Origin of the sequence: Psychrobacter sp. JCM 18903 (genome assembly GCF_000586475.1) — a bacterium.
In the GTDB taxonomy this organism is placed as follows: Bacteria; Pseudomonadota; Gammaproteobacteria; order Pseudomonadales; family Moraxellaceae; genus Psychrobacter.
On sequence record NZ_BAWJ01000001.1, the window covers coordinates 267,774 to 282,066 of the forward strand.

The 14,293-nt window shown below is 43.3% G+C and carries 11 protein-coding genes and 2 pseudogenes; 11 read left to right on the plus strand and 2 right to left on the minus strand.

What is annotated here, in order from left to right; genetic code table 11:
- The first annotated feature begins 328 nt into the window (after window positions 1-328).
- Window positions 329-865, plus strand: coding sequence for a gamma carbonic anhydrase family protein (locus TT12_RS01180; RefSeq protein WP_045451421.1), 537 nt, complete (start codon window positions 329-331; stop codon window positions 863-865).
- Between the two features lie 89 nt (window positions 866-954).
- Here TT12_RS01180 and TT12_RS15080 read toward each other — a convergent pair whose 3' ends face one another.
- Window positions 955-1,176, minus strand: a complete 222-nt coding sequence (locus TT12_RS15080; protein ID WP_207803945.1) for a hypothetical protein — start codon at window positions 1,174-1,176, stop codon at window positions 955-957.
- Between the two features lie 470 nt (window positions 1,177-1,646).
- Between TT12_RS15080 and TT12_RS01190 the strand changes: the two genes are divergently transcribed.
- The 3 genes and pseudogenes from TT12_RS01190 to ppnP all read left to right on the plus strand — a co-directional run bounded on the left by TT12_RS01190 (window position 1,647) and on the right by ppnP (window position 4,052).
- Entirely contained in the window at window positions 1,647-2,348 is a 702-nt protein-coding gene (locus TT12_RS01190) for an HAD family hydrolase (RefSeq protein WP_045451425.1), read from the plus strand.
- Between the two features lie 116 nt (window positions 2,349-2,464).
- A pseudogene (gene prfB, locus TT12_RS01195) lies at window positions 2,465-3,559 on the plus strand (peptide chain release factor 2).
- A gap of 208 nt (window positions 3,560-3,767) precedes the next feature.
- A complete protein-coding gene (gene ppnP, locus TT12_RS01200) occupies window positions 3,768-4,052 on the plus strand; it encodes a pyrimidine/purine nucleoside phosphorylase (RefSeq protein WP_045451427.1) in 285 nt (94 codons plus the stop codon).
- A gap of 149 nt (window positions 4,053-4,201) precedes the next feature.
- Here ppnP and TT12_RS01205 read toward each other — a convergent pair whose 3' ends face one another.
- On the minus strand, window positions 4,202-4,603 hold the full coding sequence (locus tag TT12_RS01205) for a GNAT family N-acetyltransferase (RefSeq protein ID WP_227678856.1): 402 nt from the start codon (window positions 4,601-4,603) through the stop codon (window positions 4,202-4,204).
- Window positions 4,604-4,784: 181 nt separating this feature from the next.
- On the opposite strand from TT12_RS01205, the gene TT12_RS16015 reads away from it, so the two are divergent.
- From TT12_RS16015 to TT12_RS19225, 7 genes and pseudogenes are all read left to right on the plus strand, one after another.
- Window positions 4,785-5,060, plus strand: a complete 276-nt coding sequence (locus TT12_RS16015; protein ID WP_243443204.1) for a DNA topoisomerase IB-related protein — start codon at window positions 4,785-4,787, stop codon at window positions 5,058-5,060.
- A 90-nt stretch (window positions 5,061-5,150) separates the two neighbouring features.
- A complete protein-coding gene (locus TT12_RS01210; RefSeq protein ID WP_243443205.1) occupies window positions 5,151-5,930 on the plus strand; it encodes a DNA topoisomerase IB in 780 nt (259 codons plus the stop codon).
- A 214-nt stretch (window positions 5,931-6,144) separates the two neighbouring features.
- Window positions 6,145-7,869, plus strand: coding sequence for an AMP-binding protein (locus tag TT12_RS01215; RefSeq protein ID WP_045451430.1), 1,725 nt, complete (start codon window positions 6,145-6,147; stop codon window positions 7,867-7,869).
- A gap of 89 nt (window positions 7,870-7,958) precedes the next feature.
- Window positions 7,959-8,750, plus strand: a complete 792-nt coding sequence (locus tag TT12_RS01220) for an SDR family NAD(P)-dependent oxidoreductase (protein ID WP_045451433.1) — start codon at window positions 7,959-7,961, stop codon at window positions 8,748-8,750.
- Between the two features lie 315 nt (window positions 8,751-9,065).
- On the plus strand, window positions 9,066-9,656 hold the full coding sequence (locus TT12_RS01225) for a L,D-transpeptidase family protein (protein WP_045451436.1): 591 nt from the start codon (window positions 9,066-9,068) through the stop codon (window positions 9,654-9,656).
- A gap of 436 nt (window positions 9,657-10,092) precedes the next feature.
- Window positions 10,093-12,690 carry an ATP-dependent chaperone ClpB gene (gene clpB, locus TT12_RS01230; protein ID WP_045451439.1) on the plus strand — a complete coding sequence of 866 codons (2,598 nt, stop codon included), beginning with the start codon at window positions 10,093-10,095 and terminating at the stop codon, window positions 12,688-12,690.
- A 189-nt stretch (window positions 12,691-12,879) separates the two neighbouring features.
- Window positions 12,880-14,131 (plus strand): annotated as a pseudogene (locus TT12_RS19225) (PQQ-dependent sugar dehydrogenase).
- Window positions 14,132-14,293 lie beyond the last annotated feature (162 nt).

Genomic DNA, 14,293 nt, shown 5'->3' on the forward strand with positions numbered 1-14,293 from the left:
CCTAAACCCAAAATTTTTCCACAAAAAAGCGAGAAGACATTATTGATGGAAACTACAAAACCCACTAGATAGTGAATAGGTAACTTGCATCATGTCCGCTCGCTTAGGCACAGATTTTGCGCATTATATACAATCTGCCCGCAGATAGCCAGCCGATTTTTAGATTGAAAAGTATGGCTTTAACTATTAGCCGTTAATAGCGCTGGATTTTCCCTTTTGGCTTTGCCACAATGGACAGCAAATCGAGATATCTGGTCTTTATGATTCGCTTTCATGACTAATTTTCATGACTGACCTATTTCATTACTATATATAACAAGGAGCCGTTATGATTTATCAATATTTAAACAAGGTGCCCGAATTCGCGGTACCTTTTAATGGTTGGGTCGCAGACTCAGCACGAGTAATAGGTGATGTCTATTTGGGTCATCAAGCTAACGTGTGGTTTGGTGCAGTGATTCGCGGTGATAATGAGCGCATTCATATCGGCGATTATAGTAATGTACAAGAAAACAGTGTCATTCATACTGATGCAGGCATTGAGGTCAAAATCGGCAACTATGTCACCATTGGTCATTTAGCGATGCTGCACGGCTGCGAAGTCGGTGACAATAGCTTAATTGGTATTGGGGCAGTGGTATTGAACAATGCCAAAATTGGCAAAAACTGTATCATTGGTGCCAAAGCTTTGGTCACCGAAGGCAAAGTTATTCCGGACAATTCTTTAGTGATGGGCGCACCAGCCAAAGTGGTGAAAACATTGACAGATGAGCAAGCAGCGATGTTGAAATTATCAGCAATGCATTATGCGGAGCGTTGTCAAAAATTTAAAACGGGCTTAACAGAAGTGGCCATGCCTGATTAAGCAGAAATTTATAAAGAATCCTTGAATTGTCTGATATTGATCTATTGTTTTTAAATAAATCAGGCAAACGTTTTTTACATAGAGAGGCTTTATACCATCAGCATCATGACCAGCCAAATGATGGCAAAAATGATAATACCAATAATCAGTCCGCGAAAAATATCGTGGCGTATAGAGTAGTCATTAAGGTAAGCGTTATGATTGGTTGTTTCGTTGATGTTGAGCGCATTGACGCTCTCAGCGCCAGCATTTTTACCAACGATAAAACCATGATTGCGCCCACGACCAACATAAATGGGGTGAATAACCAAAAAACGTCGCCATTACCTATACCAGCTATTGAGCGAATAACCACAATAGTAAGATCGATAAGTAAACCGCCAACGCCGTACATCACACCATTTAAGATCGCATACAGTATACGGTCGAAAGGTGATTGATAGCTTTTACCCAGCTGACGTTGTCTGATTTCTTTGATCGAACGGGCAGGGCGACGCGTTTTACTTGGCAAAACATTTTTGACATCAGGCGCTTCCATGCGATTCTCTATTTTTATGATGAAGTAAGCAAAACAGATACTAGGGCGTGTCACCATTTTTAGCCATTTAGGCGCTTTCGTTCAGAGTGAGGACACAGCCTAACCACAAGTTATATAAATAAAGTTACCATAATTTTATTTGGTAAACAGTAGTATTCAAGAAAAATTATTTATCTCCAAAGCGATGGTTATGAAAAACCAGTTGTATTTCTGTCCTTCAACAAACAATAATAAGGTCTCATTATGCAGGCAACACAAGCACAATTTTCTCCAAAAGAGCTGGCACTTTTTGATTTAGATCATACTTTGCTCGACGTCGATAGCGACTATTTATGGGGCGAGTATATCGTCAAACACGACCTCGTCGATGAAGCGCAATACCGCACGGCCAATCAAAAGTTTTACCAAGACTATATCGAAGGTACGCTTGATGCGACGGAATATAATGAATTTGTGGCGCAGTTTTTGAGTAGCTTACCGATGGATAGATTGCATGAGCTACGAGAAGACTATATTAAAAGTGAAATTGAGCCACACATACGCCCAAAAGCGATGGAAGTGCTTTGTCAGCATGTTGAAAAAGGTCATGAGGTGGTGATTATTTCTGCGACCAATGATTTTGTGGTTTCGGCTATCGCCAAGCGTTTTGGTATCGAAGGTGCCAATGTGTTATCAACGCCGCTTGAGATAAAAAATGAGCGCTATACGGGCAAATTGACAGACAAGCCAAACTTTAAAGAGGGTAAGATTTACCATTTGAATAAATGGTTAGAGAAGCAGCAATCAGCAGGCACGACTTTTGATAAAACTTATGCTTATTCAGATTCCAAAAATGACATTCCATTGCTTGAGTGGGCGGATGTGGCTATTTGTGTGTCACCCGACGATGCGCTACATGCTCATGCGTTGTCGCATCGCTGGGCGGTTGAGGATTGGTCGATTTAGGCTATTTAACGTTATTTAATATAAAGCCAGTCATAATTAGCCAACTATTTATTGTCAATCTCATTTAAAATAGCGCCATATCAGCGTGATATTTATTTAAAAAGACAGGAAACTTTATGGAAATCAATCCGTATCAAGAACGAATCAAAGATTTATCAGAGCGTGGGCAGGACTTGCGGAGGTATCTTTGACTTCGATGGTAAGCAAGAACGCTTAGAAGAAGTCAATTTAGAGTTAGAAAACCCCGAGCTATGGAATGATCCAGAGCGTGCGACTAAGATTAATAAAGAAAAAAGCCAGCTTGATGGCGTCATCGATGTTGTGGTGTCGCTTGAGAGCACATTGGAAGATGCGTCTGCCATGCTGGAGCTGGCGGTAGAAGCAGAGGATGAATCCTTGCTGGCGGATGTGCAAGCAGAGCTCGACAATGCGGAGAAACGCGTCGCGGATTTAGAGTTCCGCCGGATGTTTAGCGGTGAGATGGATCCTAATAACTGCTACTTGGATATCCAGTCGGGTAGTGGTGGCACCGAAGCGCAAGATTGGGCAGAGATGCTGTTGCGTATGTATACCCGCTGGGCGGAATCGCATGGCTTCAAAGTTGAAGTTATTGAAGTGTCTTCTGGTAGCGTGGCCGGTATTAAATCAGCAACGATTGAGATTAAAGGGGATTACGCTTTTGGTTGGTTACGTACCGAAATCGGCGTGCATCGCTTAGTCCGTAAATCACCATTTGATAGCAATAACGGTCGTCATACCTCGTTTGCTGCCGTTTTTGTGTCGCCTGAAATTGATGATAATATCGAGATTGATATCAATCCAGCAGATTTGCGTATCGATACTTATCGCTCATCGGGTGCGGGTGGTCAGCATGTGAACACGACCGATTCTGCGGTACGTATCACCCACGAGCCAAGTGGCGTGGTGGTCACTTGTCAGAACGAGCGTAGCCAGCATGGGAACAAAGCGACGGCGATGAAGTTGCTGCGTGCTAAGCTTTATGAGCTTGAAATGCAAAAACGCATGGAATCTCAGCAAGCGGTCGAGGATGGCAAGTCAGACGTCGGTTGGGGCAGTCAAATTCGCTCTTATGTACTCGATGATTCACGTATCAAAGACTTGCGTACTGGCGTTGAAACCTTTAATACTGGTGCGGTACTCGATGGCGACCTCGATCAGTTTATCGAAGCGAGCTAAAAGCAGGGTTGTAAAATAAAATAGTAACCAGGGCGTGTCTTCAATTCAATCGATGGTAATCTAAATAGGTTAAAAATGGCTAAGTCTTGCCAAACATCGTCAAATAGCTTGTTAATATCCCGATATTATCTGCACTATTTTTCTTGTTTGACGGCAACTTATCTCATTTTTATCACTATTTTTAAAATGAAGACACGCCCTAATATTTAATTAAGGAAAATTATGCCAAGCGTTAATAGTTATTTTGATAATAAAGTCACTTCTATTGCCTTTCAAACGGCAACTAAGCCTGCAACAGTTGGGGTGATGGAGATTGGTGAATACGAGTTTGGCACCAGCGAATTTGAAACCATGAGCGTGGTCAGTGGTGCATTGACGGTCAAATTGCCAGAAAGTGATGAGTGGCAAACCTTTAATGCGGGTGAGCAATTTATCGTTGAAGCCAATCAGAAGTTTCAAGTAAAAGTGGCAGTAGAAACGGCTTATTTATGTGTTTATGGTAAATAAGTATTTTTAGAGTAGTAGTCAACAGATTAACGCCAAGTGTTTAACGCTTGGCGTTTTTTATTTGCTCATTCATTGTAAGTCATAAGACAGGTAGTACAAATCATAGGTTTTTACGATACTGCACCATGTCTGTTTGAGTGGCGATGGCGTCATAGAGTTTGCGCCGTGGTGTTGCCCTCTTGTGTCGTCCAATACACACGGTTGCAGTTTTTACTATGAGCGAACTCATACACCTTTTCAGTCAGTACTCGTCCTACGCCTTGTCCGCGTACCTGTTCATTGACATATAAATCTTCTAAATAACAACACTCAGTGGTATTCCAAGTATTGGGGTGTAGCACCACATGGGTGATACCTACTAACTTGTCGTACTGCCAAGCACCAAAACCATAAATCGGCACGTTACTATCGAGCAAACTGTGCCACGTGTTTTGGATGGTACTTGATGGCAAACTGGTCTCATAAAATTGTAGATAGTTTTGCCACAAAGGTAACCAAAATTCGTAATCGTCTTTAGATAATGCTGCTATCTTTATAGAAGTATTTTTCATTGTGTTTTATTCAAATTAAATTGTTATTGTTATCAAATTATGGCTTAAAAGCTCATTATTTAGAACCTTTTTTAGCGTGTTTTTTTACACATTGATTACACTTTGCTCTTGGCAAATAAACAGCAAAAATAATCGTAATTCATTATGCTAAAACGACTATTTTATCAATCGAGTATGTATTATGGCGACGCTAAATGACCAAACAACCACGCATGACATACGCCATGATTATGAAAAACTCGCTCGCCTTGCTAATCTGCGCTATGTCAGTGATGATGAGCTTGGGTTTACGCGTAGGCGTTGGGGGCGCGGGTTTACTTATAAAGACGCCACAGGCAAAACGGTCAAAGACAAAGCCTTGCGGCAGCGTTTTAATGCGCTAGTGATACCGCCGATGTGGTCAGAGGTTTGGATATGCCAAGATGATAAAGCACTTGCAATCGACGGGGCGCGATGACAAAGCACGAAAACAGTATCTGTATCACCCTGAGTGGGATCGCGTACGTGACCAAGCCAAGTTCGATGCCATGATAGCTTCGCTAGAGCATTGCCGAATCTACGTGCACAAGTCGAAAAGGACTTGAAAGCCAAATCATTATCCCGTGAAAATGTCTTATCAGCAGTGGTCAAACTATTAGAAACGACATTGATTCGTATCGGTAACAGCCGCTATGCCAAGCTCAATAAAAGCTATGGTTTGAGTACTTTACGAAGTAAGCATGTGAGCGAAACTGATAACGGACTGGCGTTTGATTTTGTCGGTAAAAGTGCCAAAGAGCATCATATTGAATTGCAAGACGAGCGTTTGATTGAGATTGTACAGGCATGTTCTGATTTACCTGGTTATCAGATTTTTAAATATTTGGATGACGATGGTCACAAGCAAGTCGTCGACAGTAGCGATATCAATGACTATCTACGCATGCATACTAGCGGTCATAGTCATAGTCATAGTCATAGTCATGACAGTGAGATGTATAGCGGTAATTTATATAGCGCAAAGGACTTTCGTACTTGGATGGCCAGTGTCCTTGCTGCCAGTTACCTGCATGATGAGCTACAAAGCGCTCAGGGCAAAGCAATATTAGCCAGTGAACCTGATAGCAAAGAACGTCAGCAACTGGTGACTGATATGGTAAAAAGTGTCGCTGATGAGCTGGGCAATACCCCTGCTGTCTGCCGAACATCTTATATTAATCCCATTATTATAGAGCGCTTTTTAGCAGGGCAGTTCTTTGAACCTTATAAACAAGCGTGCCGTGGACGTACTAAACAGCATCAAAGTTATGAAGAAAAGGCGCTGCTGGGATTTTTAAGTGGCTGCTGAGTGCTTTGAAATAAATCTCCATCAAGAGTTTGTGATTGAATTATAAAAATGATACGTTATGTATTGAAATAAATATTAAAATGCGTTACTAATAGAGTCTATGCACATTGATATGTGCGAACAAGCAGAAAAAACAGTTGCTAGGATATGCCTGTTTTTCTGCTGACAATGCTCTTATTTCGCCCGTTACCTGCTATTGCTAAAGGATTAGCTTATGAACACCTCTTCTTCCGACCTATCATTCGTAAATACCGCTTCAAATCATACTGCACACCCGCCAATGAGCTACAGCGATTACTATCATAACTTTGATATGAACGCGCTATTAACAGAGATATTTGGCGAGCATTTAGAGGATCGCTTGAATGCTTATATGGCGTGCTGTGGTCGTCATGTGCGTGATGGTCGCGGTGATAATATTGCACTGGTGCATGAAGATACGTCGGGCAATGTAACGCGCATGAGCTTTGCTGAGCTTGATAAGGCAAGCGCACAAGTCGCCAATTTATTGTTGTCTTATGGCGTGCAAATTGGTGACCAAGTGGCGACCATGCTACCTCGCACTCCTGAGCTGCTCACCATTGTACTCGCGACTTGGCGGATCGGTGCAGTTTATCAGCCGTTATTTACCGCTTTTGGCTATGATTCGATTAAGTATCGGATGGACAAAGCCAATACCAAAGTGGTTTTTACCAATCAAGAAAATCGTGGCAAGTTTGACGACTTGGCCAAGCAAACCAAAATGGTGTTGGTTGGTAGCAAGGTAGATGCGCAAAGCTGGGGTGATGATAGCTACGCTGAAAAGGTTGCAACGCAGTCGCAAACGGTAGACGCGGTTTCATTAGATACTGATGCGCCATTTTTACAGATGTTTACCTCGGGTACGGTTGGCAAATCAAAAGGCGTTAGTGTGCCGCTAAGTGCGCTCTCAGCGTTTTATCTCTACATGCGCTATGCGATTGACTTGCGAGCGGATGATAATTACTGGAACATGGCTGATCCCGGCTGGGCATACGGTCTTTATTATGCGATTACAGGACCTTTGTTATTAGGGGTAACAACGTATTTTAATGAAGCTGGCTTTGATGCACAAAATACCCGCGACTTTATGGTACGTCATAAGATTAGTAATTTGGCGTCCTCACCGACAGCGTTTCGGATGATGAAATCGAGTGGCGTCTTTGAAGCTGCTCACAATGACAATAGTAATGACAATGAGGCTAAACTATCACTGCGCTGTGCCAATTCAGCAGGCGAGACCTTAAATACCGAAGTGGTCAATTGGGTTGAAACCTATTTAAACTGTAAAGTCTGCGATCAGTATGGGCAGACCGAGACGGGAATGACTTGCTGTGAGCATCATGCGTTAGCACATGAATGTCCGGTTGGCTCGATGGGCATGGCGCTACCGGGGCATACACTCGTTGTATTAGATGATGATATGAATATATTAGCTGATGGCGAACAAGGACAGCTTGCCGTAGTGGTCAGTCAATCGCCCGCGTTTTATTTCCGCGGCTATAGCTGGAACGAAAAAGACGCTTTCGCTGATGATTACTATTTAACAGGCGACGTGGTTGAGCGTCACAGTGATGGCAGCTATTGGTTTTCAGGGCGTGATGACGACATTATCATTACCGCAGGTTACCGCGTTGGACCAACCGATGTCGAAAACACCGTGCTGGAGCATGAGGCAGTCGCAGAGTCAGCGGCAGTTGGCGTGCCAGACGAAGTGCGTGGTCATACCATTAAGTCGTATGTGGTGCTAAAAGACGGTATCGAAGGCACAGACGAGATTGCCAAAGAAATTCAAGACTTAGTCCGCAGACGTCTATCAACTCACGCTTATCCGCGCGAAGTTGAGTTTGTGAAAGAGTTGCCCAAAACCCCAAGTGGTAAAATTCAGCGCTTTTTGCTGCGCAGTTTATCTGCGGCTTAATAAAGCGCAATGCATTCATATTGTCAGGTTAAGATAGAAATCGATGACTGATAAAAATAACAGTAAAAACATTAATGAAAGGAATAATTATGCACATTGAACAACGGAGCTTTTTGGTCACAGGCGGTGCATCAGGTTTGGGAGAGGCAGTGGTTCGTGCTATTGTCAATCAAGGCGGTAACGTCGTCATCGCAGATCTTAATGAATCAGCAGGGCAAGCACTGGTAGACGAGCTAGGTGACAATGCGCGTTTTACACGCTGTGATGTGACCAGTAGTGATGAGGTACAAGCGGCTGTGGATACGGCTGAAAAAGAATTTGGCGGCTTACAGGGGTCTATCAACTGTGCGGGCATCGCTGTGGTACAAAAGCTGCTGGACCGTGATAATAACCCAGCAGATCTCGATGCTTTTAGTCGCGGCGTCAATATTAATCTTGTCGGTTCCTTTAATGTCGCGCGTTTGGTCGCAGCCAGTATTGCAAAGCGTGTAGCAAATGCCAATAACGCAGACAGCTCCATAGAGAAGAACGCTGATAATGGCGTCATTATTAATACGGCTTCTATTGCCGCTTTCGATGGGCAAGTAGGACAAGCAAGCTATTCATCGTCTAAAGCGGGGGTCGTCGGTCTGACCTTGCCGCTAGCACGTGAGCTGGCACGTCATGGTATTCGCGTCATGACTATCGCGCCGGGCGTCTTTGCCACACCGATGATGGAGACCATTCCTGAAAAAGCACGCGAACAACTAGAGGCGGGCGTACCTTATCCTAAGCGTCTGGGCACCCCCAATGAGTTTGCCAAGTTGGTCATGCATATCATTGATAATGCCTATCTCAATGGAGAAGTCATTCGCTTAGATGGCGCGATTCGTATGGTGTAATGGTATTAACGAAGTTTTTATGTTCAAAAGATCCTAGGGTGTGTCCTCATTTTAAAAAGGGTGATAAAAATGAGATAAATTGCTGTCAAACAAGGAAAGTAGCGCAAATAATATCGAGATATTAATAAGCTATTTGACGATGTTTGGCAAAATTTAGCTATTTTTAGGCCATTTAGAAAGTAAACGATTGAATTGAGGACACGCCCTAATGTTATCCATGAAATTTTCACAAAAACTGGCATAGTGCTTTGGTAAGTTAATAGCGTGGTATGTTGCCATTTCACTTTCTAACGCTAAACGGAGTTATTAAAGCCTATGTCATTTCTTTCTCTACATTTTAGTAAAAAGCCGCGTCGATTGTTTGTTGTGATAGGACTGGGACTGACCACCATTATGAGCACCAGTGCGATAGGGTATGTCAAAACAACCTCCTCGGATGCAAAAATTACAGGCAATAATGGTCAGCCTATTTCTAGTACGGTGGTTATCGATAAAGTTTTTGTCGATAAATCCGATCGTATTTTGCAGCTATTGAGTGGTGATAAAGTCATTAAGTCTTATCGTATTGCGCTAGGGGATAGTCCGGTTGGTCATAAACAGCAGCAAGGCGATGAGCGCACACCCGTGGGGGTGTACATCTTAGATTATAAGAATGAGAACTCTATTGCCCATCGCTCCATCCATATAAGCTACCCCAATGCTGCGGACAAAGCTCGGGCACGATCACGCAGCGTCCATCCTGGTGGCGATATTATGATTCATGGGCAGATGAACGGCTTCGGTCATCTAGCGTGGATTAACCAACAACGTGATTGGACCGATGGTTGCATTGCGGTTACTGATAATGAGATGGATGAGATTATGGCGGCAGTTAAGGTTGGTACATCGATAGAAATTGTAGAATGAGCGTTATGTTAATGCTGGCTATCGTGTAGTAAATTTCTAGCAGCTACAGCGCATTAGAATCTCTGCTATAACTGTCTCTTGCTTGCCTTTCATTGTTGAGTAAGCTTCTCTTTTAGTTGTTTTTTTATTTATTCTCTTGAAATATTCTCTTAGTGTGCCTATTGATCGTTTGTGATAATATCATTGCTATGGGTAAGGTTTTTACCTATATAAAATCTTACTATTTTTCAGTATTTACTAATAAGTCATAGATATTGATTGACAACTTGCACAAGTAGGTTGAAATCTTGTATGTTATACCCTATATATATAACAACTAACGGTGATTGAAACACGATAAAATTGACGATAAGCGCTATGTTTTAAATGCGGCGCGTTCGGTATTTTATGTTGCATCCACTGACTGATAATACTAATTATAATTAAGGACACAATTATGAGGTTCGAAAAATTTACCCAGAAACTACAATCAGCCATTCAAGAAGCACAGAGCCTAGCATTAGGACGTGACCATACAGGTATTGATCCTGTGCATCTGCTTGCAGTATTGCTACAGGATGAGTCTAATTTATCTATCTGCCAACAAGCAGGCGCGTCTATCCCTGCGCTAAAGAATGGTGTGGCAAAGGCGCTCGACAATCAAGCAACGATTAGTGAGCCAACAGGTGATGTGAATTTAAACCCAAATTCGGTTAAAATTTTGAACTTGGCAGACCGTCAAGCGCAGAAAGAAGGCGATGATTTTATCGCCACTGAATGGGTGATGTTGGCGCTCGCTGAGCAAGGTGAAACCAAAAAGATATTTGAGAGTGCGGGCGTAACAGCGAGTAAATTAAAAGCTGTCATTGAGCAATTGCGAGGTGATGATACCGTGAATAATCAAAATGCTGAAGATCAGCGTGATGCGCTGAATAAATATACGATTAACTTAACTGAGCAGGCGGAACTTGGTAAGCTTGACCCTGTGATTGGTCGCGATGAAGAGATTCGTCGTACCATTCAAGTACTGTCACGTCGTACCAAAAATAATCCAGTACTGATTGGTGAACCAGGTGTTGGTAAAACGGCTATCATTGAAGGTTTGGCACAAAAAATCATCAATGGTGACGTACCAGAAGGACTACGCCGCAAAGAAGTGTTGTCGTTAGATTTGGGCTCATTGATTGCGGGTGCAAAATTCCGTGGTGAGTTTGAAGAGCGACTCAAAGCGGTACTCAGCGACTTATCAAAGCAAGAAGGCAATGTCATCTTATTTATCGATGAGTTGCATACTTTAGTAGGTGCTGGTAAAGCCGATGGCGCGATGGATGCTGGTAATATGCTAAAACCTGCGCTTGCGCGTGGTGAGCTACACTGTGTCGGTGCGACAACTCTCGATGAGTATCGCCAGTATATCGAAAAAGATGCGGCTCTTGAGCGTCGTTTTCAAAAGGTACTGGTCGATGAGCCAACGGTCGAAGACACCATTGCGATTTTGCGTGGTCTAAAAGAGCGTTATGAGCTGCATCACGGTGTTGATATCCAAGACAGCGCGATTATTGCTGCTGCGCGGATGAGCCATCGTTATATTACCGATCGCAAGCTGCCAGATAAAGCGATTGACTTGATTGATGAAGCGGCGAGTCGTTTACGTATGGAGATGGACAGCAAGCCTGAAGCCTTAGGTAAGCTTGACAGTCGCTTGATTCAGTTGAAAATGCAGCGCGAAGTGCTCAAAAATGAAGAAGACGCTGGTGCACAAGCCGAGCGTAAAGTGCTTGATGCACAAATTGAAGAGCTAGAAAAAGAGTACGCTGACCTTAATGAGATTTGGCAAGCAGAAAAAGCCTTGGTCAAAGGCAGTCAGCAGCTAAAAGACGAGCTTGATAAAGCGCGTATCGCCTATGACAAAGCCAGTCGTGAAGGTGATTACGAGACTATGAGTAAGCTGCAGTATGAAACGATTCCGCAGCTTGAGCGCCGCATTACTGAGTCTGACTTGGCAGAACAAAAAGAGCAGACAGGCGAAGGTAGTGGTGTAAAACTACTACGTAATAAAGTCACGGATAATGAAATTGCCGAAGTCGTAGCGGCAGCGACAGGTATTCCTGTGAGTAAAATGATGCAAGGCGAGCGTGACAAGATGATAGCGATGGAAGAAAAGCTTCATGAACGCGTCATCGGTCAAGATGAAGCAGTCGAAGCGGTAGCCAATGCGGTACGCCGTAGCCGTGCTGGTCTGTCTGATCCGAATCGCCCTTCAGGTTCGTTCTTATTCTTAGGACCAACGGGTGTCGGTAAGACTGAATTGACCAAGTCACTAGCGAACTTCTTATTCGATAGTGAGGATGCGATTGTTCGTATCGACATGAGTGAGTATATGGAGAAGCACAGTGTCAGTCGTTTGGTGGGTGCGCCTCCAGGTTATGTGGGCTACGAAGAAGGTGGCGCATTAACGGAAGCTGTACGCCGTAAGCCTTATAGTGTGATTTTGTTTGATGAAGTTGAAAAAGCGCACCCTGATGTGTTCAATATCTTGCTACAAGTATTGGACGATGGTCGCTTAACGGACTCACAGGGTCGCGTGGTGGACTTCAAAAACACGGTCATCATTATGACCAGTAACTTGGGTTCGCACAAAATCCAAGAGATGGTCGGTGAAAGTTACGAAGATATCAAAGCTGAGGTGATGGAATCAGTTGGGCAGCATTTCCGCCCAGAGTTTGTCAACCGTATCGACGAGATTGTGGTATTCCATCCGCTCGGTATGTCACAGATGTCAGGTATTGCTGCGATTCAGTTGGATCGCTTACGTCAGCGCTTGCATGAGCGTGAGATGGATATTGAGTTATCAGCTGATGCGATGAACAAACTGGTTGCGATTGGTTATGATCCTGTCTATGGCGCACGCCCGCTAAAACGTGCGATCCAACAGGAGATTGAAAACCCATTGTCATTGAAGCTATTGGCTGGTGATTTTGGCGCAGGAGATATCATCAAAGTCGATGTCGGCGCAGATGATAAGTTGGTGTTTGAGAAACGTAGCATGAATTAATATCTAACCCTAACTGACCGTGGTTTAAAACAAACCTCTTACTTGCCTATTTTTTCTACAGGCGGGTAAGGGGTTTTTTTGTGCGCTATTATTATTTACGGTTTGAGTGCTTTGACTATGTTATAAATAAACTAAGCACTGAAAACTAAACACTAGGAATAAGACATCAACAGTTACGGAGACGACAAAATGACGATCATCAGTATGCAGCACCTAAGCACGCCATTAATGTTACCGATAATGATCAGCGCACTGCTGTTTAGTGCTCCTGCTTGCTCCAATCAAACTGCCGTCAATACTCATGAAGACCTAACAGACTATAAAGAAGGGCAAGCTTCTGCTAGTGAATCGCTAGCAAGTACCGAAAAACCCGCCTTTATCACTAAAAAAATAGCCACGTTTGATGAGCCTTGGGCAATGACAGCATTACCTGCCGTTAATAATGAGCCCCCTAAATTACTTGTCACCCAAAAGACAGGCGAGTTATTCATTGTTGAGACGGCAACAGGTGCCAAGACAACCATCAGTGGTATACCGAAGGTGGCTTATGGTGGGCAAGGTGGTCTTGGCGATATCGTTCTTGCACCAGATTTTGCTACTGCTAATCATGTCTATATGAGCTACGTTGAAGCAGGGAATGACACTGATAATAATAAATTTGGCGCTAAAGTCATCAAAGCGACATTGATAGGATTGGATACAGCCAAGCCTCGTTTGCAGGATCTTACGCCCATTTGGGAGCAAATACCGAAAGTAAAAGGGCAGGGGCATTATAGTCATCGCTTGCTTTTCTCGCCTGACGGAAAATATTTATATATCAGTCAGGCGAGCGCCAAGAAAAAACACCAGCACAGGATATGAGCGTCAATTTGGGCAAAATTATTAGGTCAAATCTTGATGCTCAGTGCCAGCAGACAATCCTTTTGTAGATAATAGCAATGACATTGCCGCACAGTTTTGGAGTATAGGACATCGTAATGTATTGGGTATGGCGTTCGATGAAAAAGGTAGGCTTTGGGCGCATGAGATGGGACCACGGGGCGGTGATGAATTTAATCTCATTGAAAAAGGTCATAACTACGGCTGGCCAATCGTATCAAATGGGCGTAACTATACAGGCACGGATATTCCTGACCATGAGACGCGTCCTGAGTTTACGCCGCCCAAAATTAGTTGGACGCCAGTGATATCACCCTCATCGATGAGTATTTATAACGCTGGAAAATATAATGATTTCCCAGCGTGGCAAGGTAATGCGCTCATTAGTGGTTTATCCTCTAAAGCGCTGATAGTCGTCGATTTTGATGAAAATAGCCGCGCGACTGAGCGCTATCGCTATGATATGGGCGAGCGTATTCGTAGTGTGTTAAATGTAGATGGACAAGTTTGGGTATTAGAGGACGGCAATGCTAGCAGATTATTACAATTAATACCGCAGTAACCATCAATAGCAGTTGCTTTTCAAGCGTTTTCACTATTGTAGGGTAGACTACTAAATGGTTTTGGTCTATTTCTGTCAATAAGAAAAACGTAAATAGTTAATTAGATTTGATAGTTAAGAGGTATCTTGTTAAGGTATTCTTCCTAAAAAACTAAGGCTAAC

Bases quoted from the DNA above. Each gene is read 5' to 3' on its own strand.
- ppnP (WP_045451427.1), top strand. From the start codon at position 3,768: ATGCCAAGCGTTAATAGTTATTTTGATAATAAAGTCACTTCTATTGCC.
- TT12_RS01205 (WP_227678856.1), bottom strand. From the start codon at position 4,603: ATGAAAAATACTTCTATAAAGATAGCAGCATTATCTAAAGACGATTAC.
- TT12_RS01225 (WP_045451436.1), top strand. From the start codon at position 9,066: ATGTCATTTCTTTCTCTACATTTTAGTAAAAAGCCGCGTCGATTGTTT.
- TT12_RS16015 (WP_243443204.1), top strand. From the start codon at position 4,785: ATGGCGACGCTAAATGACCAAACAACCACGCATGACATACGCCATGAT.
- clpB (WP_045451439.1), top strand. From the start codon at position 10,093: ATGAGGTTCGAAAAATTTACCCAGAAACTACAATCAGCCATTCAAGAA.
- TT12_RS01190 (WP_045451425.1), top strand. From the start codon at position 1,647: ATGCAGGCAACACAAGCACAATTTTCTCCAAAAGAGCTGGCACTTTTT.
- TT12_RS01220 (WP_045451433.1), top strand. From the start codon at position 7,959: ATGCACATTGAACAACGGAGCTTTTTGGTCACAGGCGGTGCATCAGGT.
- TT12_RS01180 (WP_045451421.1), top strand. From the start codon at position 329: ATGATTTATCAATATTTAAACAAGGTGCCCGAATTCGCGGTACCTTTT.
- TT12_RS01215 (WP_045451430.1), top strand. From the start codon at position 6,145: ATGAACACCTCTTCTTCCGACCTATCATTCGTAAATACCGCTTCAAAT.